Source organism: Carboxylicivirga longa (assembly GCF_050589825.1).
Classification (GTDB): Bacteria; Bacteroidota; Bacteroidia; order Bacteroidales; family Marinilabiliaceae; genus Carboxylicivirga; species Carboxylicivirga longa.
Genome location: NZ_JBNGOZ010000002.1, coordinates 151,951 through 173,076 on the forward strand (window position 1 = coordinate 151,951; position 21,126 = coordinate 173,076).

General features: G+C 45.3%; 20 protein-coding genes. 11 read left to right on the forward strand and 9 right to left on the reverse strand.

The genetic code is table 11. The features are described from left to right. Positions 1 to 319: 319 nt before the first annotated feature. The 3 genes from ACRD7A_RS02365 (at position 320) to glyA (ending at position 4,389) form a co-directional block, all read left to right on the forward strand. A complete protein-coding gene (locus ACRD7A_RS02365; protein ID WP_430809743.1) occupies positions 320 to 919 on the forward strand; it encodes an NUMOD4 domain-containing protein in 600 nt (199 codons plus the stop codon). A 209-nt stretch (positions 920 to 1,128) separates the two neighbouring features. Further along, complete coding sequence (locus ACRD7A_RS02370) at positions 1,129 to 2,829, forward strand: chloride channel protein (RefSeq protein ID WP_430809744.1); 1,701 nt, start codon at positions 1,129 to 1,131, stop codon at positions 2,827 to 2,829. 279 nt (positions 2,830 to 3,108) lie between these two features. After that, positions 3,109 to 4,389: a serine hydroxymethyltransferase gene (gene glyA / locus ACRD7A_RS02375; protein WP_430809745.1), complete on the forward strand. Its 1,281-nt coding sequence runs from the start codon at positions 3,109 to 3,111 to the stop codon at positions 4,387 to 4,389. Positions 4,390 to 4,553: 164 nt separating this feature from the next. On the opposite strand, the gene ACRD7A_RS02380 is transcribed toward glyA, so the two are convergent. From ACRD7A_RS02380 to ACRD7A_RS02400, 5 genes are all read right to left on the reverse strand, one after another. Beyond that, positions 4,554 to 5,531, reverse strand: a complete 978-nt coding sequence (locus ACRD7A_RS02380) for an energy transducer TonB family protein (RefSeq protein ID WP_430809746.1) — start codon at positions 5,529 to 5,531, stop codon at positions 4,554 to 4,556. Between the two features lies 1 nt (position 5,532). After that, complete coding sequence (locus ACRD7A_RS02385; RefSeq protein ID WP_430809747.1) at positions 5,533 to 5,928, reverse strand: ExbD/TolR family protein; 396 nt, start codon at positions 5,926 to 5,928, stop codon at positions 5,533 to 5,535. Then, a complete protein-coding gene (locus ACRD7A_RS02390; protein WP_430809748.1) occupies positions 5,928 to 6,317 on the reverse strand; it encodes an ExbD/TolR family protein in 390 nt (129 codons plus the stop codon). Before ACRD7A_RS02390 ends, ACRD7A_RS02385 begins: the two co-directional genes overlap by 1 nt. Before the next feature lies 1 nt (position 6,318). Then, on the reverse strand, positions 6,319 to 7,014 hold the full coding sequence (locus tag ACRD7A_RS02395; RefSeq protein WP_430809749.1) for a MotA/TolQ/ExbB proton channel family protein: 696 nt from the start codon (positions 7,012 to 7,014) through the stop codon (positions 6,319 to 6,321). Between the two features lie 105 nt (positions 7,015 to 7,119). Beyond that, on the reverse strand, positions 7,120 to 11,505 hold the full coding sequence (locus ACRD7A_RS02400; protein ID WP_489672202.1) for a translocation/assembly module TamB domain-containing protein: 4,386 nt from the start codon (positions 11,503 to 11,505) through the stop codon (positions 7,120 to 7,122). Positions 11,506 to 11,642: 137 nt separating this feature from the next. Here ACRD7A_RS02400 and tsaD point away from each other — a divergent pair, with 137 nt between their 5' ends. The 6 genes from tsaD (at position 11,643) to ACRD7A_RS02430 (ending at position 16,524) form a co-directional block, all read left to right on the forward strand. Continuing rightward, positions 11,643 to 12,662 (forward strand): tRNA (adenosine(37)-N6)-threonylcarbamoyltransferase complex transferase subunit TsaD, encoded by a 1,020-nt coding sequence (gene tsaD / locus ACRD7A_RS02405; protein ID WP_430809751.1) that lies wholly within the window; start codon positions 11,643 to 11,645, stop codon positions 12,660 to 12,662. A 128-nt stretch (positions 12,663 to 12,790) separates the two neighbouring features. After that, the gene (locus ACRD7A_RS02410; protein ID WP_430809752.1) at positions 12,791 to 13,075 is read left to right on the forward strand and encodes a PqqD family protein; all 285 of its coding nucleotides are present in this window, start codon (positions 12,791 to 12,793) and stop codon (positions 13,073 to 13,075) included. A gap of 20 nt (positions 13,076 to 13,095) precedes the next feature. Beyond that, positions 13,096 to 13,329: a hypothetical protein gene (locus ACRD7A_RS02415; RefSeq protein WP_430809753.1), complete on the forward strand. Its 234-nt coding sequence runs from the start codon at positions 13,096 to 13,098 to the stop codon at positions 13,327 to 13,329. A gap of 3 nt (positions 13,330 to 13,332) precedes the next feature. Further along, positions 13,333 to 14,235 carry a hypothetical protein gene (locus ACRD7A_RS02420; RefSeq protein ID WP_430809754.1) on the forward strand — a complete coding sequence of 301 codons (903 nt, stop codon included), beginning with the start codon at positions 13,333 to 13,335 and terminating at the stop codon, positions 14,233 to 14,235. After that, the gene (locus ACRD7A_RS02425; RefSeq protein WP_430809755.1) at positions 14,222 to 14,662 is read left to right on the forward strand and encodes a S24 family peptidase; all 441 of its coding nucleotides are present in this window, start codon (positions 14,222 to 14,224) and stop codon (positions 14,660 to 14,662) included. Before ACRD7A_RS02420 ends, ACRD7A_RS02425 begins: the two co-directional genes overlap by 14 nt. A gap of 80 nt (positions 14,663 to 14,742) precedes the next feature. Next, positions 14,743 to 16,524, forward strand: a complete 1,782-nt coding sequence (locus ACRD7A_RS02430; protein WP_430809756.1) for an ABC transporter ATP-binding protein — start codon at positions 14,743 to 14,745, stop codon at positions 16,522 to 16,524. A 25-nt stretch (positions 16,525 to 16,549) separates the two neighbouring features. On the opposite strand, the gene ACRD7A_RS02435 is transcribed toward ACRD7A_RS02430, so the two are convergent. The 4 genes from ACRD7A_RS02435 to ACRD7A_RS02450 form a co-directional block, all read right to left on the reverse strand. Continuing rightward, a complete protein-coding gene (locus ACRD7A_RS02435; protein ID WP_430809757.1) occupies positions 16,550 to 17,893 on the reverse strand; it encodes an outer membrane beta-barrel protein in 1,344 nt (447 codons plus the stop codon). Then, positions 17,887 to 18,438, reverse strand: coding sequence for an RNA polymerase sigma factor (locus ACRD7A_RS02440; protein ID WP_430809758.1), 552 nt, complete (start codon positions 18,436 to 18,438; stop codon positions 17,887 to 17,889). The genes ACRD7A_RS02435 and ACRD7A_RS02440 overlap by 7 nt, the downstream gene beginning before the upstream one ends. Positions 18,439 to 18,587: 149 nt before the next feature. Continuing rightward, a complete protein-coding gene (gene smpB, locus ACRD7A_RS02445) occupies positions 18,588 to 19,049 on the reverse strand; it encodes an SsrA-binding protein SmpB (protein WP_430809759.1) in 462 nt (153 codons plus the stop codon). Next, a complete protein-coding gene (locus tag ACRD7A_RS02450) occupies positions 19,046 to 19,639 on the reverse strand; it encodes a YIP1 family protein (protein ID WP_430809760.1) in 594 nt (197 codons plus the stop codon). Before ACRD7A_RS02450 ends, smpB begins: the two co-directional genes overlap by 4 nt. 229 nt (positions 19,640 to 19,868) lie before the next feature. On the opposite strand from ACRD7A_RS02450, the gene ACRD7A_RS02455 reads away from it, so the two are divergent. Continuing rightward, complete coding sequence (locus tag ACRD7A_RS02455; protein WP_430809761.1) at positions 19,869 to 20,513, forward strand: DUF5063 domain-containing protein; 645 nt, start codon at positions 19,869 to 19,871, stop codon at positions 20,511 to 20,513. Positions 20,514 to 20,528: 15 nt separating this feature from the next. Then, positions 20,529 to 21,125 (forward strand): 3'-5' exonuclease, encoded by a 597-nt coding sequence (locus ACRD7A_RS02460; RefSeq protein WP_430809762.1) that lies wholly within the window; start codon positions 20,529 to 20,531, stop codon positions 21,123 to 21,125. Position 21,126 lies beyond the last annotated feature (1 nt).

Here is a 21,126-nt window from a genome sequence, read left to right on the forward strand (position 1 = left end):
TGATTACAAGATCATAAAACCGCAAAGATATTAAATTAGTGAACTCTGCCCGAAAGCAACGCCTTATCTATAGCAATATAAAAACGTAAGCTACAAACAAAACACCCGCACTTATACCCCTATTATACAAGCGAGTAAACACAAACAACTCCGTTCATGCAAACGACAGCCTACTGAGTTATTAACTTTTTTTAACAATATACAATTGCAGGTTCCTCTTGATATGCCTCCTTAAATTCTCTAATTTTGCTATTACCTATTAACAGTTAGTTAAACTCCCTAAGTAAGCTCAAATAACATCCATAACAGCATTTACGGCATGCGCTTACAATCGGATGGCATCAAACCCATGGTAATGGAAGCAAAAATAAAGGAACGCAAGCTACGAAAGATCGATGATGAACAGTGGAAAGAGCTAACATTCACCGATAAGAAATACGAAATAAGCAACTATGGTCGCATCAAAAGTTATTGCTACGATAAGGAGAATGGTCGTATCGTAAAGCTGGGTAATATTAAAGGATTCTTTAACGTGAGTCTGCGCGTTAACGGCCAGAAAAAATCTTTTTTAGTACACAAACTAACCGCTGAGTATTTTGTTGATAAAACCGCAGATGATCAGGATGTGGTTATTCACCTGGATTGGAACAAGCAAAACAACTACTACACCAACCTGCAGTGGGTAACCAAGGCCGAGAGCTACAAGCGCATGCACAAGGTATTGCAGGAGGCACGCCGAAAAGCCGGCAAAGTGGTTACCAGTTCCAAGCTGAACGCCAATGATGTGGCGGCCATTAAAGGGATGCTCGAAAAGGGAGTGAAACAAAACCTTATTGCCAAAATGTTTTGTGTGAGCGAGATGCAGATAAGCCGCATTGCCCGTAAGGAAAACTGGCCCGAAGTAGAGCCACGCTTATAAAAGGAGAGATTTTATTTTAATTAACATAGAAATAATCTTTATAGCACAAATCTCTTCCCTCGTCTTAAGATTCGTTAAAAACAAGTGCCTACCGGTAATCCTCCTTTATTTGTATTACTTTTGTTTTCGCTATGAACAATTTCAATCGGATAATCGGAAAACTTCTTATTTGGCGTGTAAAATATATTAGCCAAAAACATTTTATTCTTTTGCTTAGCCTCATGGTAGGTGTCTTCAGTGGTCTTGCGGCCGTCATTCTCAAGAATACCATTCACTTAACCCACCATTGGCTCACTGAAAACTTCTCGCTGGAAAATACCAATTATCTTTATCTGGCCTACCCCATGATTGGTATCCTGATAACCGTAGTAATCATACGCTTTTTCATTAAGGACAGTCTGGGTCATGGAGTGAGCAAAATATTATATGCCATCTCCAAACGGGGCGGTCATATTAAATCACATAATAATTATTCTTCGATACTTACCAGCACTTTCACCATAGGCTTTGGTGGCTCGGTAGGTGCTGAGGCTCCCATCGTGCTCACAGGTGCTTCCATCGGGTCATCATTAGGGCGCCTATTTCGCATGAATACCAAAATCATTATTTTACTGATGGGCTGTGGCGCGGCAGGTGCCATCGCCGGAATTTTTAAAGCACCCATCGCTGGCCTGGTATTCACACTGGAAGTATTGATGCTGGACCTTACCATGGCTTCGCTTATTCCACTGCTTATATCGGCCATCACAGCCTCCACCATTGCCTACTTTTTCCTGGGCAAGGGAGCTGAGTTTGCCTTCACCCTTGAAGCCCCCTTCCTACTCAATAATATTCCCTACTACCTTCTCCTGGGTATTATTGCCGGTTTTATTTCGCTTTACTTTACACGGGGCGTTATGAATATCGAAAATCAATTTGGAAAACTAAAAAATCCCTACGCTAAATGGATCGTTGGCGGCCTGTCGCTGAGTCTGCTCATCTTCCTGTTTCCACCCCTTTATGGCGAAGGTTATCAGACCATTATAGACCTGTTGAATGGCAATAGCCAGGCCGTAATGGGCGAGAGCTTCTTCTATGGCTGGCACGAGAATGCCTGGGCGCTCATCACTTTTTTGGTACTACTCATTGTGTTTAAAGTATTTGCCACGGCAGCCACAACCGGTAGCGGCGGTATTGGCGGCATTTTTGCTCCTACCCTGTTTATGGGCGGAGTAACAGGCTACGTCTTTGCCAAAATAATTAACACATTAGGCATTACCGATCTGCCCTCATCGCATTTTTCACTGGTGGGCATGGCCGGCATGATGGCCGGTGTGATGCATGCACCTCTCACCGCCATTTTCCTCATTGCAGAAATCACCAATGGCTACGGCCTGTTTATTCCACTGATGATTACGGCAACGATTGCCTATTTAACCATTAAATATTTCGAATCTCACTCGCTCTACACCAAGCGACTGGCCCAAAAGGGAGAACTGATTACCCACCACAAGGACAAGGCCGTGCTAACGCTTATGCGTCTTGAAAAAGTGCTTGAGACTGATTTTAAATGCATTTATCCGGAGATGACCCTAGGAGAACTGGTAAAAACAATATCCACCTCCAAGCGTAATATTTTTCCGGTTATCAATCATCGCAACGAATTGCGCGGCATTGTTTTACTGGATGATATCCGGGAAATCATGTTTAACCACGAGCTCTATCAGGAGACGCGTGTGGAGGAGCTGATGTCGATACCGCCGGCCATGATTGAGATCAATGAAAATATGGATCAGGTGATGCGTAAATTTGAGGAAACAAGCGCTTGGAACCTGCCGGTGGTTGAAGATGGCAAATACCTGGGTTTTGTGTCTAAATCAAAAATATTCTCCGTCTATCGCAGGGTATTGATTCACTATTCGGACGACTAAACAGAACATGAATAATATCAAATCTGCCTTATGTCATTTTTGCATCTCCTGAAAAGTTATAAACTGCATTGTTTTTTTTATCGGGCAGTTCACTTAAATTTGTGAACCCTGACAGAAAAACAAGCTATTGCATCGCTTGGTGCAACAAAGCCGGCAGACTCGTAACGGCGGGCATGCTTATTGAAAATGCATTTAATAAATATTCATAATTAGTCGGCGCCAGATATACCTGACTAACAAAAGACTCTGACGCCTCCGAACGAATCAAATATCTATAAAATGAAAAGAGATACAGTAATTTTCGACCTCATTGAGAAGGAATACGCTCGTCAGAAAGAGGGTATTGAGCTCATTGCTTCAGAAAACTTTGTTAGCGAGCAGGTAATGGAAGCCCAAGGCTCCTGCTTGACCAATAAATATGCCGAAGGGTATCCGGGCAAGCGCTACTACGGTGGTTGTCAGGTGGTAGACCAGACTGAGCAGCTGGCCATCGACCGTGCGTGCGAACTATTTGGTGCCAAGTATGCCAATGTACAGCCCCACTCAGGTGCTCAGGCCAACGCTGCCGTATTCTTCGCTGTTCTTAAGCCGGGCGATACTTTTATGGGGCTCGATCTGGCTCATGGTGGTCACTTAACACACGGTTCGCCGGTTAACTTCTCGGGTGTTACTTACAACCCGGTTTGTTATCATGTGAAAGAAGATACCGGCCTGGTAGATTACGACGAGATGGAAGCCATTGCCCGTGAGCACAAGCCTAAAATGATTATTGCCGGTGCATCGGCTTACTCGCGCGAGTGGGATTATGCCCGCATGCGCCGCCTGGCTGATGAGGTTGGTGCCTTGCTGCTTTGCGACATGGCTCACCCCGCCGGTTTAATTGCCAAAGGTCGCTTAAACAATCCAATTGAGCACTGCCACATCGTAACTACTACTACGCATAAAACATTGCGCGGACCCCGCGGTGGTATGATTCTGATGGGTAAAGATTACGAAAACCCATTTGGTTACAAAACACCAAAAGGTGAAACCAAGATGATGAGTGCCGTACTGGATTTTGCCGTATTCCCAGGCCAGCAAGGCGGACCACTGGAGCACGTAATTGCCGCTAAGGCTGTGGCTTTTGGCGAGGCCCTTTCGGATGATTTTGCCGTGTATGTTGACCAGGTACGTTCAAACGCTCAGGCCATGGCCGATGAGTTTGTGAAGCTGGGCTATAAAATCATCTCTGGCGGAACCGACAACCACTTAATGCTGATTGACCTGCGTACTAAATTCCCTGATATATCGGGTAAGAAAGTAGAAAACACCTTAGTGAAAGCCGATATTACCATTAACAAAAACATGGTGCCTTTTGATACCCGTTCGCCATTCTCAACCTCTGGTTTCCGTGTAGGTACGTCTGCAGTTACATCACGTGGTTTGAAGGAGGATGATATGCGCACCATCGTTGGTTTGATTGATGAAGTAATTTCGAACATCGACAACGAAACGGCCATTGCCGAAACACGCAAAAAAGTAAATGCACTGATGGCTGACAAGCCAATGTTTGCATGGTAAGTTAAAGCTACCAGCTGTTAGATCGCTTCGCTTTTAGCTGCCAGCGATTTACGTGACGCTTAAAATACAGAGCCGCCTCCCAAATAGAAGGCGGCTCTTTTATTTACAGGGATACGATCTTTATGTGCATCTGAACGAACATAAAGATCACATCCTTATTATCCCTAATCCAACTGAAAATGATAGGTGATGGTACCTTGCGCGTAGGCATTGGCCGATTTATCGGCATTAAACTTAGCCCGCATGGCGGCCGCCTTTGCATTATCCACCAATTCGCGATCCTGTGTGTTTGACCCTTTCATCTCAAAGCGGGCCGATGTAACATTACCATTGCTATCTACAGTAATCTTAATCACCACAATACCTTCTTTGTTAGAGTTATGCTGAGGTAAAGGCAAACTACCCACCAAGGAACGTCCCTTCAGATCGAAACCGTTGCCCGAATTACCCAAGCCTGAGCCGCTCCGATTTTTTGAGTTAGGATCGCCGGTTATATAGCCCTGATTACCGCTTCCGCCGGTATCGCCTTCCGAAGTACTCTCACCACTACCCTTTCCACTGAACGCGCCGGATACCCGGTTCCGCGCTTCGGCAGCCTGACGCGCTTGCTCCTCCTTACGCTTACGCTCCGCTTCTTCGCGAGCGCGCTGCTCGGCTAATTCCTTTTGGCGCTGAGCTTCCTTTTCGGCCTCTATCTGTCGCAGACGCTCTAATTCCTTTTGACGCTCCTGCTCCTTCTCCCGCTCGAGGCGTTCTTGTTCCTCACGTTTTTTGCGTTCTTCTTCCAGCCGCTCCTTTTCTTCTTTCTCCTTCTTTTTCTGCTCTGCTGATTTAATCTCCGGCGCCTCATCAAAATCCTGCGTCTTTAACTCCTCTTCCGGTTCCGGATCGGCAGTAGCCGGGGGTGGTAAAGTCTCCGCTTTGGGTGGTGGAGGCGGTGTTTTCTCCTGCTCCACTACCGGCGCCTGCGATTCTTTAGGCTCCACCTCGCCCTGGCCCAGCACCGTATCGCCAAAATTCACCAGGATGCCTTCCTCTTCCTGCGGTAACGTAGATAAGCCAAAGAAAATCAATATCAAAAGCATCCCTACATGAAAAACAGTAGTACCGATTATGCCGTATTTTTTATCCTTATCGTCCATATTATTTACCTTGGGTAGCCAGTATCAATTTATATTTGTTACGAATGGCAATGTCGCGTATTTTACCCACCACCGAAAAAGGCACTGACTCATCAACATGCAGCGCGATATAGGTATCGGGAGCAGCTTCGATAATAGCTTTTAAGCGTCGCTCAATCTTCCAGAAGGGCAATTGCTCTCCTTCCACAAAATAACGCAAATCAGCCGTTACCGATATGGTCGTATTGGGTTTGGCCGACACTTGATGATCGCTCTTGGGCAGTATCATATCGCGTACGGCCGGCGGCGTAACCAAGGTAGAGGTAATCATAAAAAATATAAGCAGCAGAAACACGATGTCTGTCATAGACGACATGCTGAAACCGGCCTCTACCTTATTTCGTTTTTTTAATCCCATTATCGGATATCTAAAATTACTTTAATTCCATTGCTTTCGGCAATATCTAGCACACGCGCCACATTGCCTGTTGAGGCATTACGATCGCTACGTAACTGTACAATGCTGTTATCATGCCGATTAAATGCCTGCAAGAGTCCCGACTCTACATCATCTACTCCATAGCGCTTACCATCCACATAAAAACGCCCTGACTGCGTTACCCTTACCTTCAGGTAATTCTCCACCAACACTTTTTTGGTGGTTTTCTTCGGGATGAGCAGCTTAATGGCGTTGGGGTGCACCATAGTTGATGTGATCATAAAAAATATCAACAACAGAAACACGATGTCCGTCATGGACGACATGCTGAAGGCGGCGCTTATTTTTGTTCGTCGCTTTAAAGCCATGTTAATGTGCAGGTTCGTTCAGTAAATCCATAAACTCCATGGTGCGTGCCTCCATCTTAAACACCACTTTCTCCACCTTGGCAACCAGTATATTGTAGGCAAAATAAGCAATAATCCCCACCACAAGACCGGTTACGGTGGTTACCATGGCCGTATAAATACCCGACGATAAAAGCTGCACATCGATGTTATTTCCGGCATTGGCCATATCAAAAAAGGCCTTTACCATGCCAATAACGGTACCCAGGAAACCAATCATGGGCGCTCCACCCGCCACTGTGGCCAGCGTAGGCAAGCTTTTCTCCAGGCGGCTAATCTCCAGGTTACCCACATTCTCAATGGCCGTATTCACATCGCTCAACGGACGACCAATACGGGTGATGCCCTTTTCAATCATGCGCGACACTGGAAAATCGTGTGACTGACATAGCGCCAGCGCCGACTCTATTTTACCGTCGTGAATATAATCCTTGATCTTATTCATAAAACCAGCATCTTCGTTACTGGCACGTCGAATGGCGAAATAACGCTCAAAAAAGATATAAACCGAAACCACTGATAATACTGCCAGCGGTATCATAATCCATCCGCCGGCCATGGCCATCTCGATATAATTCATGCTTTTTTCGGCTCCTTCGACCAGCTCTTCGGCTGGCAGGTTTTCGGCTGTTGCCTGTATGAACAATTGTAACTGCATATTTCTTTTTCTTTAATTCATTCCGTGTTTGTCAGCACACTTGTGCCATTGGTAATTCTGGCTTTAAAAATAGTAAAATAGCGCCTCAATTAAGAAAGAAATAATTTAATCTTTCACCTCCTCCTCATCTTCAGTTTCTTGGGCTTTCTTTGCACGACCTGACAGCTTCATCCAATATTTATGCATCAGCTCTTCCAGGGTGTCAAATTCCTCTTTAAAAGAAAACCCAACTCCCTGTGTGGTAGGCGATGTATTGGTAGAATAAAACAGATCGTTGTTGGTTTTTGTATAGGCCTTGGCACGCAGGCTACCCGATTTATTCAGCTTCACCTCTACATCAAAATCACCAATTAGGTTACTGGGGCGCGTCTGATCCTGCATATATCCCACATTACCGTTCACAATCACACGGTTATTAAATATCTGAGTAGAGAGCGCCACCTCCACCTCATCGTCCGTCATTTCGCTGGCCGGGCGGTAGCTCACACCAATATCCACATCACGACTGATCTGCGACAACCAGTGACTCAGCTGATTCGACAGCATCTCGGTGGTGGTAACGAGAGCCGCATTATTACCGGCCAGGTTACTACCCGACGAGCCGGCAGCTTGACTTTCCTGCGAATAAAAACGGTTCAGTACCAGTAAGGAAAGCACCTGTCGGTTTAACTCCTCTTCGGTATTGATAAAAGCATCAATGACATTTTGGTTATTGTCCTGCTCCGAGGGCGTGATGATTTCGAACTGCACATTAGGTCGTGTAAGCCGGTCGGTAAGCAATAGATTACAGTTCACCGGTATGCGCCGACTATACCCCTCTTCGGGCGTGGGCATCAGGTCATTTAAACTGGTTTTCAGGCGATAAGTAGCATTCAAATCAATGATGGCATCGTAAGGATTTCCATCCCAATGAATTGAAGAGCCGGGATTGATAACAAACTTCTTATTAAGTACATTTTGCAGGGTAAACATATAGTCTCCCTCGTCAAAACTAAAATCACCAAAAAAGTTAATACCTCCCTCCTTGTCCATCTTAATTTGCAAATTACCATTACCGGCACCTCGCAATATATCACCCACGGTAGAATCAAAGATAACCTGACAGCGGGCATCAGGAGTTATGTCCAGATCCATACTCACCGTCATCCCCTTGAGGTCTATTTCATAATCGCCCGATGTTGCAATATCCGGCACCTCATTTTCATCCCCTTTGATATCGTGCTTTACAAAACGAATAAAATTACTCTCCTCGGCACTCTCTTCGTCACTAAGCGGAATAAAGAATTGAGTATTCGGCTTTGTCTGCCCTGCAATGTCAATCACCAAGTCCTTGGTGGTTCCGCTAACCGACAAGTTGCCATCGGCATACACTTCTCCATAATACAACTGATTATCGCTATACTTCGTATCGAGCACCAACATATTATTGGCAATCAGCTTTAAGTCATAACGCATATCTCGAAAGGCATCATGGACAATGGTGCCACTAAAGCTTCCTTGCCGATTATTTCGATCGGCGATTTTAAGCTCCTTAAAACGGATCGTATTGGCTTCTAAAAACACAGAGTCGCTTATGGAATAGCTGGTCTGCAAAAGGCCCACGTCAAAAAAGGCTTTGTCGATATTAACCTTACCCAAAAGGGCAGGACGAGACAATGAACCGGCTACGGACACCTCTCCACTGGCAGTTCCAGACAGATTTTGCATCACCTTACTGAGGTACAGATTTAAAAAACCAATCTCCAACTTATCCAGATCGTAATTAAGATACAGCTGCTGATTAGCCAAATCGATGATTCCTCCTCCTTGTAAAGGGCTTGCCCCATCCTTGGTAACAGTGGTACCTATACGCACCTGATTATCCTGCGGCAAGTAATCGGCATTAATCACAAAGTCACCCAGCCTATCCTTGTTAAAGTGAAAGTCATCAATATGAATATTACCACTGATAATGGGGCTTGTGTATAATTTATGAATATCGAGGACACCGCTGAGAGCACCCGCTATCTCCACCTGTTTTAAACCCTGATATCCTACGATCTCCGCCAGGTTGATATTCTGTAGATGAATGCGCAGGCCATCTTTCACATGACGATGCACAAAACCATTGACACCAATTTCCTGATTGCCATGATGAACCCTGAAGTTCTTTGTTGAAAAACCATCGGGATGCATATGAAGACGGGTGGGCTGCATCTCCCACAGACTATCACGCACCATTATATATGACGGGTGCAGTTCTGTGGTGGCATAAAAACCATTATTGCGATCCTTTAAAGCAGTGGTTGTCATAATGGAGCCACTGTTGGTATACTCATCCCAGTTATTCCAAAACAGGTTCATTTGCAAGGTGTCGTGAGTTGCCGTATGATGAAGACTCAGGTTATGAAGCGCACCAAAGCTACCCAAATTCAATTCTTTCATGCGCGTAATCATCAACAGCTTCTCGTTATCATCAGCAACCAGGTGAACCTCAGGATTAACAAGACTGATTCCTTTATAATTAAGATACTCAACCCCTGCTTCCAGATCCATTTTTCCGGCTTGCGAATCGTAACTACCCAGTAATAATCCCTTGTCTGAGATATCCATCTCCGGCTCAAAAAGGGCGACTATATCAGCCATCTCCTTAAGGGTGCAGGAGAAAGTAAAATCATTTTCCTTAATCACCTTATCCTTAATATTGATATAGCGCTTAAGGGATGGGAGAAACTGCATCAGGTTTTGCTTCAAGCGATTGCCGATGTGGGTAAAGTTATAGTGCCCCACCAGATCACCCTCGGCAATGTCTGATTGCAGGACAAGCCGTTTACGCTCTTCTTCGCGAACAGAAACAAGCAGAAGAGAGTCCACGCTCACGTCGTGTCCTTCGGCCTGATAGTGAAACCCCTTCACATTAAGATAACCCACCAGGTCATCCATATCGGCACCTGAGATATCAGTTTTAATATCAGCAGTAAGAACGCTATTACGATGCTTGTTAAGCAAATTGAGACGATCAAGCCTCAGCTCAGTCAGCTTTGCGGCAAAACGAAAATTAGGGACGGCTCCCGACAGATCAATCTTACCATTAAAACCCAGTTGTCCATTGGGATCGTCTATTAAAAAGTCACCATCAAATTTTTTATTGGCAAACAAGCCATTAAGGCGGATATTCTTATAGTCGTAATTGTTAACACGCAAGGTATCTACTATACCGCTCAGGTAGGCGTTAAAATCATCTTTCGAACTGCGCCGTCCCTTTATGGAAACCGACATGGATGTCTTTCCAATATGTTTTTCGGCACCCGCTAGGCGTCCAATATCAAACTGCCTTGTAGATAACTGACCGGAGAACAAAAGGTTATCCTCTTCATCAATCTTAAGCCCCAAGTCGGTGCTGATATTACCCAAAGCCGTGGAGAATTCGCCATAAGCCACCAGGTCGGTCAGGAAGCCGGTAAAACTACCCCGGTAATTAATATCATCCAAGCTACCAATGGCGGCCGGCAGTTGAAGCGCTCGCCCCCGCACATGCGAAAAGATCATGCTTAGGTCATCAGGACTTGTTTTAAGCCTTTTCACACCAAGATATATAAAGGTCTCGTCAAGATGCGGCAGGCCGCTAATATCAAAATCAGCCAGCAAGTTCGAGTACTGACCAAAATCCAGACGCACATTGCGACCCTTTATATTATCAAGCCGCCCATATACCTCTCCCGACAAAGCCAAGTTAGTGGCGCGATTTAGCTCGGTAACCTGCACAATATCGCGGGCACTAAGGTGAGACTGATGCAACTTGACGTAGAAATCTCCCAGCTGATCCAAACCCTGCTGACCTGCTATAAAATTAACACTCAGCGAATCGATGTGGCAGGAGGAGTAAGCCGTGTGTGCCTTGGCATTAAGCAAGTGAAGGGCAGTGTTACTCAGTTGCACACGCCCACTCACACCCTTGGGCGATAAACCCTTGAGGCGATTATCAAAGTTAAAATCTTCTATATCGAAATGCCAAATACTATCGCGCGCAATGTTATGCAAGGCCACATTAATATCACTAAAAAAAACCTTAGGTGGAAGGCTGTCTTCCTTATAACTAAGATGTCCACCCAATAAATCCAAGTCAGTAAGACGAAACTGCCATGCCTGCACCGGCATAGTATCTTGTTTGATTTTGAGGGCATCAATCAGGAAATTATAGTTATAGGTGGAGTCATACTTCACCACGCCTATCTGAGGATCTTGCAAGCCAAGACTACTAATGTATAATCTTTTTTGCTTGAAAAACACCGAATCGATATTAGCAGCAAGTCGGCCGACCGATACCAGTGTGTCTTGCTGCTGGTCGAAGATAACCACCTCATCAAGCACAAGCTTTTTAAAAGGACGCAGATGCACGCGCCCAATAGAAATCTCTGTATTAAGGTCTTCGCTGAGCTCGCCCGTAATATAATTGACCACAGCAGTTTGAACAACAGGCAATAAAAGCACTGAATACAACAAAAGCGGCACAATTATGAGTCCCGCTAAAGCATACAATCCTATTTTGATATTTTTTTTTATACTTTTATCCCGTTTTTAACCCACCAAAATTAGCAAAAAGGTGGGAATAATAATTTGATTACGAAGAATTCTATCTGACAAAAATTATGAGTGTGATAATATTGGGAATCGAGTCGTCGTGCGACGATACTTCAGCCGCCGTTTTTAAAGATGATGTGATCCTTTCCAATCGCGTTGCCAATCAGGATGTTCATAAAGCCTACGGTGGTGTGGTGCCCGAGCTGGCCTCGCGCGCACATCAGCAAAATATCATTCCGGTAGTTGAGCAAGCCATCCATGATGCCGGCATACAGCGCAGCGACATCGATGCGGTGGCTTTCACCCGTGGTCCGGGTCTTATGGGCTCTCTGCTGGTAGGTACTTCCTTTGCCAAAGGCTTTGCCCTGGCCAACAAACTACCCCTTATCGAGGTGAATCACCTACATGCCCATGTGCTTGCTCATTTTATTAAGGAAGATGAGAATGATACTGACCAACCTCAGTTTCCCTTTCTTTGCCTTTTGGTATCGGGGGGTAACAGTCAAATTATTGTAGTACGCGATCACCTGGACATGGAAATCATTGGCCAGACCATTGATGATGCGGCTGGTGAAGCCTTCGATAAATGTGCCAAAATAATGGGACTCCCTTATCCGGGTGGTCCACTTATCGACAAGCTGGCCCGGGAAGGTAATCCTGAAGCTTTTCGCTTTAGTAAACCCCGAATTAAGGATTACGACTATAGCTTCAGCGGACTGAAAACATCGGTACTATATTTTCTTCGAGATGAATTAAAGAAAAACCCTGATTTTATTGAGGAGAACAAAGCCGACATCTGTGCATCCCTCCAAAAAACCATTGTCGACATATTAATGGATAAGCTTATTAAAGCGGCAGAAGACACCGGCATTACTCAGGTGGCACTGGCCGGTGGCGTATCGGCCAATTCAGGTTTGCGCGACCGACTGGGCGCCCTGGCTACCGAGAAAAAATGGGAAACCTTTATTCCCAAGTTTGCGTACACCACCGATAATGCCGCCATGATTGCCATTAACGGCTATTATAAATATTTAAAAAGTGAATTTATAGGACAAGATGCGGCACCCTTTGCCCGAACTACCTTTTAATTCAAAACAGAGTTAGACATCAGGCAAATAAACGGAACCTTTTATCAAATTATTCGGTTCTTTTCTCACAAAAGAGTGCCTAAATGTTGTTTTTTACTATTTTTGCGCACATTATTATAAGGATTGTTGTGGGAACGAAACAATACATAAAAAAGAACGGCTTTGTGGAAAAACACATCGGGGACGAAACCGTTGTGGTACCGCTGGTAGGCAGCGTGGCACAAATGGAAAAGGTGTTTTCACTCAATGAAGTAGGTTCGTTAATATACAGTAATTTAAGTGCTGCAAAAACCAACGATGAACTGTTGACATTAGTACTCAATACTTTTGACGTAAGCCCACAAACAGCCGCAGCAGACCTTAAACATTTTTTACAGGAAGCGGTTAATAAAGGGATTATTACAGTACTTTAAAAACGGGGAAGCCAATAAGAATGAGGATTAAGAAAAAATATATAAAACCGGCAATTGAGGAGCATTTTTTAGATATGGCAATCAATTTAGGAATTCAATCAGAACAACCACCGACACCTCCTGTAGAGGTTGGACCAGGATCACAATCAGTCCAATTCGAGCAACCCTACCTGAAATCAGCCCCCAATTACTCCAACCCGGCACAACAGCCCAATCCCTTTGGTGGTGATTCGCCTGATTACTCAAACATGTAGTGGATGAGCAATACACAACCAAACAAAAAATATACAATAGGGGGCATAAGATTTAACACAAACATCTTATGCCCCCTTTTTGAGTTGGATACAAAGGCCAGCAGCTACCCCTTTGCCGTAAGCAATAGCACAGAAGCCGGAGATTGGAACATGAGCATAGATGCAGCCTCGGTGATTGAGCGGCAGCACCATACAAATTGCTTTTCCGGCGTAGAAGAATTTGACAATGAGCTGCCCTATAAATGGTCAGTCGTAAAGCAGGGAAGCCACGAAGGAATTTTGGTGGAGTTTGAACAGGACGAAGGCATCCGCGAGGCCCTGGCCATCATCAATACAGCGGAACGGCAAGTTACCATTCAGCTTTGCCTGCACAAGCAACAAGCCCTGCTCATCGATCCTTTTATGCACCCCATCGGCATCCTCATACTACAATACATCGTACACTACTACGGCGGCTTTGTTATTCATGCATCCACGGTTAGCTATCATGGCAAAGGCTATCTGTTTACGGCCGTGTCGGGCACCGGCAAATCCACCATGGCAGGTTTATGGCAGGCATATGGCGCCACCATCATTAATGATGACCGCCTGATTGTGCTACCCGAAGGCAATGGGTTCTGTGCTTATAACACGCCTATGCCCTATTACCAGGATGTAAGCAAAAAAGTGCCCCTGCACAAGGCTTTTCTCATTGATCAATCGCCCACTAACTTTCTGGACAAGCAAACTGTTTTAAAGGGTACCCTGGGGCTTTTAGGCAATTGCATGCAGTTTCAGTACAACGAGGCACAGGTGCAGCAACGCCTCAACACCCTGCATAAACTAACGGAGCAAATTGGCGTATACCGCTGTGGCTTTAAACCCGATGAGGAGATTGTGAAACTAATACTCCGTGAACTTGGTTAAGCAGCAACTACAAAGCGCCCTGATGCAACTCCTGAAAGAAGGACAGCGCGTGGCCGTACCCGCCCATGGAATGAGTATGTACCCCTTGTTGCGCCCGGGCGATACACTGCTGGTTGAACCCCGGCCTCCACTGATCGGCGACATTGGGGTATTTTACCACAATGGCCTCCTGGTGGCGCATCGCTTGCTTCATCAAAAAGGCAACATCTACTATTTTAAGGGCGATGGCCTGATAATGCCTGATGCTCCCGTTGAGTCCGGCAAAGTATTGGGCACTGTAACACAATGCACACGCAAAAACAGGGCAATCAGCTGTAATACATTTTCCTTTCGCCTTTTTAAGCGATTTATTCCCTATACACACGCCTTCAGCGGACGCTTGTTTTTCTATCTGGGCAGAATCAGTCTACGGCTTCAAAATAAATAAACCGGGCATTGCTAATGAGCCCTTGCATATGCAAGGCAACATTTTTATTACTTTAGTGCCATAATCACACGTTTCCTCGAATGAACATCATCAATAAACTATCACTGAGCCATCTCCTCGAGTCCCTGCGCATTGTTTATCACAGTTCGAAAAAGTGGACACTCATCAATGCTGCCGTCACCGTGGTGCGGGGTATCGTGCCGCTGCTACTGCTCTATGTGGTAAAGCAACTGATCGATGTGGTCAGCCATCAGCTTACGGGAACTAATATTGATGCTCAGCAAATATATACCGCCATTGGATTAACAGCCGCCTTCTTTTTGCTCAATGCTATCAGCGGATCGGTGGCTGCCCTGGTGCGTGAACGACAGAGTCATTTTGTCAACGACTATGTGCAAAACATCATCCACAAAAAAACCATACACCTGGCCTACCAATACTTTGAAGATGCTAATTTTCAGGATACCTTTTACCGGGCCTTGAACGATGCAAGCTACCGGCCGGCGCGCGTATTTTACAACTTGCTACAAACCCTACAAAGCAGTCTCACCCTCATTTTGGTGGTACTGGTACTTACCAACATACACTGGGGCATGGTACCCTTGTTGGTCATTTCCGGTGCTCCTATTTTTTACTACCGCATTAGCTACACGCGCAAGCTCTACCGCTACCGACGAGAACATACGGAGGATGAGCGGCGCGTGCACTACTTCAACCGCCTGTTAACGGCTAAAGATTTTGCCAAGGAACTTCGTGTTTTTAATCTCGGTGAAACCTTTAAAAATGAGTATGAAACCTTTAAAAACGAGCTGCGTGAGAAGCAATGGTCGCTCTCCAAAACCAAAACACTGAGTGAGATATTCGTACAGCTCTTTGCCACCCTCATTCTGCTCTTCATCATTGGTTTTGTGGTGATGCAGGCCGTTAAGGGGGAAATCAGCAGCGGCTCCATGGCCATGTATTTCCTGGCACTGCAAAGGGCCTATGCCGTGCTGCAGGGACTCCTGAGTGGACTGAGTTCTCTTTATGAAGATAACCTCTTCCTCAAGAATTTCTTCGCCTTCAGAACCATGGCCCGCAGTGAAGAAAAACTTCAGGCACCCTTCCCCACACCATTGTGCGATGGCATTAGTTTCGACAAGGTGAGCTTTAAGTATCCCAACACCGAAAAGTGGGTGTTAAAAGATATCAGTCTGCACATACCAAAGGGAAAAACAATTGCTCTGGTGGGGCGTAACGGATGCGGGAAAACCACCCTGGTGAAATTGCTGTGCGGACTATATCAACCCAACGAAGGTCAAATAAAAGCAGATCAACAAGATTGGTCAAGCATTTCGCGGGAGGCACTGGCCAGGCATATTTCCGTGATTTTTCAGGATTTTATGCTGTACAATGTCAGCGCGCAGGACAATGTACGCTACGGCAATACACGCCGCAATAAAGAAGAGCGCTTTATCACCGAGGCAGCCGATAAAGCCGGTATCCACCACCTGTTTTCTGATCTGCCCCAAGGCTACAACACCCCTTTGGGCACGCTTTTTAAGGGCAGTCAGATGCTTAGCCGGGGCGAATGGCAGCGCACAGCCCTTGCTCGTTCCTTTTACAATACCGATGCCCAGCTGATCATTCTGGATGAACCCACCAGCTCACTGGACGCCTTCACCGAGGCACGGCTGATTGAGCACTTTAAAGACATTACAAAAGACAAAACCGCCATTATAGTGAGCCATCGTCTATCCACCATCAAGCTAGCTGATATTGTAGTGGTAATGCAGGATGCAGGTATTGCAGAAATAGGCACACCCGATGCACTCATGGCTCAAAAAGGCATGTACTATAATATGATTGAGTCACTGAAGTAATAAGCTGACCTTAAAGATCAGACTATTAGCGAAGTACAAAACTAACACCGCCATACACGCCCACCGAATAGGGCTGAAAACTATAATCACTATTCGCGCTCACCGAATTTAAAAAATACTTGATGCGCGGTTCAATATTGAAACGAATGCGCTTACTCAGCGGCACATCCATGCCAATGCCCAAAGAACTACTCATTACAAAAGGGCGAATGTCCCGCGTATGACCAACGGCCTCTTTATCTCCACCAGCCTCGGCATAAGCCGTGTTTCCCACCAAAATATTAGAGCTAACACCACCGGATAAAGAGAGATATGGAAAACTCTTCAGCAAGGTATAACGCGCCATTAATGGCACCTCCACATATTCCAGGGTCTGCTTAATATTACCCAGTGTTGACACAGTACCCTTCGTTGAACTGGTCACAAAACCCACATTATCTAAATTATTACCAACAGCACCCGGCATCTTACTGAGCGCTACCGAACCCATAGAATTAGTGATGTGTAAATTGGTAACCTGAGCACCCTCCGCCGTGTGAATGGGCGAGCTACTGTAGGCTTGATACATCTGCGTATTTTCCACCGACTGCCCAACACGTGCATATAACACACCGGTTTCAAAGCTCCAACGTGAAGCCGTTTTCAGACGCAGCTGCAAACCACCACCCAAAGATGTGATACCCTGCTCATTGGGTTGATTAGTGCCGGTGGAAAAAGTTTGAACCCCATCGCCCCCTGAATATTTAGAACTATAGGCAGGTGTTACTACTCCGCCAAGGATAAGGCTCGGCTTATTCCTCGTCGCGGAGACCTGTGTCGAAGCTGCATAGAGCGGGTAATACACTTTTTCCTTCTCTGCATAACGCAACTGACTACTAACAGTATATTTATCGACCAGCACCACAGCACGCTCCCCTTCCAAGGCCTGACATACGCTTACTCTGTCATTACTTATTACATTAAGTACAGGCTCCGCTGCTTCTTCCTGCACCGGTAAAATAACTGCTCCTGAGTGCTCGCTAGCATCCGCCAGGCTTGGATTCGCCACCTCCTGCATTACCGTGCTAACCACACCCTGATCATTCGCTAACAGCGGCGTACGCTCCTGATGCACAGAAGCCAAAGGCAGGGACATAACAGCATCGTTACGGAGCGCGCCCCGATCCTTGAGTAAGGCCAGCGACACGAGTACTACCGCGGCCAAACAGGCAGCTGCCAATGTACGCCACACAAGCAAGACTGAGCGCTGCTTGCGTTGCTCACCAAGACCTTTTTCAAGACCTTCCCACACATAAGCTGCCGGTGCCTCCTGATAATCAGACAGGCCTTCCTGAAACAGCGCATCGATATCTTTACCACCCTTTAACATACGGCTTGTTTTTTCTCTAACATACGATTTTCAACATTGCGCTTAAGCCATTGACGTGCCCGCGCCAGATTGGACTTAGAGGTACCCACCGACACGCCGGTTACCTCGGAAATTTCGGCATGTGTTAAACCGTCCAGCACATAGAGATTAAATACCAATTTATATTTGGGCGGCAAGTCTCCTATCATGCTCATTAGCTCCTCATGACTAAAAGCACAGTCGTAGGTATTTCTATCCTCGGGCTCAGCCAGCATGGGAAATTCATCCACCAGCACCTCGGGCTGCTTCTTGCGATACATCTCAATGACAGTATTGACCATGATGCGCCGCACCCAGCCCTCAAAAGATCCTTTAAATTGATATTGATGAATATTATTAAACACCTTAATAAAACCCTCTTGCAAACAATCTTCAGCTTCCGTCCTGTCTTTGCAATATCGCAGACACACCACGTACATCTTAGGTGCAAAAGTTTGATAGAGTTCCTTTTGCGCCTTAGCTTTTCGGTTCTGACATCCTTTTATTATAGCCTTTAGATCATTCACTGCAATCCTTTGTCATTTATTTGAGAAACGTTTTTGTATCCAATAATTGAACCAAAGATTGCCCTGTGTGCTTAAATAAATCCATCTCATACTTTCAGGTTTCGCAGGTTAGATGGAAAAGTAAACGCAGGGTTGCGTACCACAGAGAATTAGTACTTTTTTCGCACACGATCCATTTCACGCCCGGCATCTTTCATCTTGAGAGTCTCACGTTTGTCGTGTTGTTTCTTACCCTTCGCCAGGGCAATCTCAATTTTCACAAAACCACGCTCGTTAAAGAACAAACGAATCGGCACAATTGTAAGACCCGACTCTTTGGTCTTACGCTCCAGCTTTTGCAGCTCTTTCTTATTCAGCAGAAGCTTACGTTCACGCTCTGGTTGATGGTTATTAAAAGTGCCATAAAAATACTCCGACACACGCATCCCCTTGAGCCATAGCTCTCCTTTCACAAAATAACAGTAGGAGTCTACTAAGCTCGCCTTGCCCAGGCGAATGGATTTTATCTCAGTGCCAGCCAGCTGAATACCAGCCTTAAAACGCTCGATTAACTCATAGTCAAAAGTAGCTCTCTTATTTCTTATATTGATGCGTGATGATGGTAAACTCATACAGTTAAGTTACTAACAAACATAAACAATCGACTTATCAGGGAAGGCATAAGCAACACCACAAGACCAATAACAATACTTAGCCAAATGCGGTTTTCACTCGCTATTTGTTTCAGCACATGCAAGGCCTGCCAGATAAGGTAAACAACATACAAATTAATAATACCGGCAATAACAATGGTCTCCGGCACTATGGCCACAAGGCTACCTGTAATGTATAGTACTCCGGATGAATAAGCCACCAATTGAAACACCTTAATCTTATCCAGGGCGTGCCCCATCATAGCCAATGCCTTAAGCAATAAAAAATAGCTCACATATAGGCCAAAAAAACATGATGAAAAGGTAAACACCGCTTCCCGCAAAGCCAGTTGAAAATCCAGCTGCTGAAGTCCCATCAGGTAACCAATAAATACCGTAATAGTATAAATGCCAATTAGTGGAAGACTATAGTTTGTAAGAACATCATTCAGCGTTTTTCCTTCTGATAAGATAGCACTCCACTCCTTTTGAGGACTCACAGCCAAACCCTTAACTCTAACTATCAAATTTTTATACAAGCCACCTATGCTAATTGAATCTTTATCCATGCGAACGATTTTTGTTGCACCATATACTGCAAAAGTAGCAAATTTCTCCAATAGTTATAAGATACTGAGCTGAACCAACGCAAACCAAAGTCAATTAAAGACCTGTAGACACATGCTAGGCTTATGGCATAAAATGAATTGCAGCTTACTAAAGTAATAATCGCTAATTTTTCTTACTTTTGCCCATTAATATTATAATAATACAGCCTCTTGTAAAAGGTGAACATTAATGCGTATGGAAGAAACTTATGAGCACATCGTCTATTCAAAAAATGTTATTGAATTTGTTACGGTTGCTAAGGAATACTGCTCATTTCTAGAGTCTGCTGATAATTTTGACCGTAAAGAATTTGTTACTATTGCCACGCGCATAATTCCTCTGCTTTATATAAAAGCGGCCGTACTTCCCAAGCTAGAATTCGAATTAGAGGAAGAAATCGAAAAAACTGTTGATGCCTTAAGCTATGCTCAAATACAAGAGAGCATAAGTGCCAAACTTGGACGATTTAACGATTACCTGGAAGTGTTCACCCCCGACATGGAGCGCAGCGATTCACCCATCATAGCGTTTATCGGCGAAGACATGGCCGATATCTATCAGGACATCAAAGATTTTATTTCGGCCTACCGATTGGGCGTTACCGAGGTAATGAACGATGCAGTGGCAGCGGTGATCACTAATTTTGAATTATATTGGGGGCAGCGACTTGTAAACACCCTCCGTGCTTTGCATGCCATACTATACAGTGGCGACAGCCTGGACGAAGAAGAGGGCGAAGAAGCCTACCGCGACAACCAGCAGAAAGAAAACTGGTACAATCGTATGCAGCAAGACTGGCAAGATGAGCAGGACGATGAAACCCCGGTATTTTAAAAGTGAAGGAGATACATGGAGAAAACCATAACGAAAGAAGCACTTAGCCAATTACCTTTAAAACATTTTGAGGGCGCTGTGGATGTGGTGGAAGACGCCGCTGCCATAGACGCCTGCGTGAAGGAACTGGAACAACACACCTGCATCGGATTTGACACCGAAACCAAACCCTCCTTTCAAAAGGGCAAGATGAATCAGGTAGCCTTACTTCAGTTGGCCACACGCACCAAAGCCTACTTATTCCGACTTAATAAAACCGGTTTCCACCCGGCACTTATCCGCCTCTTGGCCAACCCCGCAGTCAAGAAGATTGGAGTGGGCATACGCGACGATATTAAAGGACTGAATCGCTTGACTACTTTTAAGGCTGGCGGTTTCGTAGAGATGCAGGAACAAGTAAAAAAGGTAGGCATTGAAGATACAAGCCTTAAAAAACTGGCCGGTCTGGTACTTAATATCCGCGTGAGCAAACGACAGCGTCTGTCTAACTGGGAGGCGCATCACCTAACCGAAGGACAAGTAATCTATGCTGCCACCGATGCTTGGGTAGCGCTGGAACTGGCCCATCAACTATCAGAGAAGTTTCCCGCTTTTAAAGCACAAACAATATAAC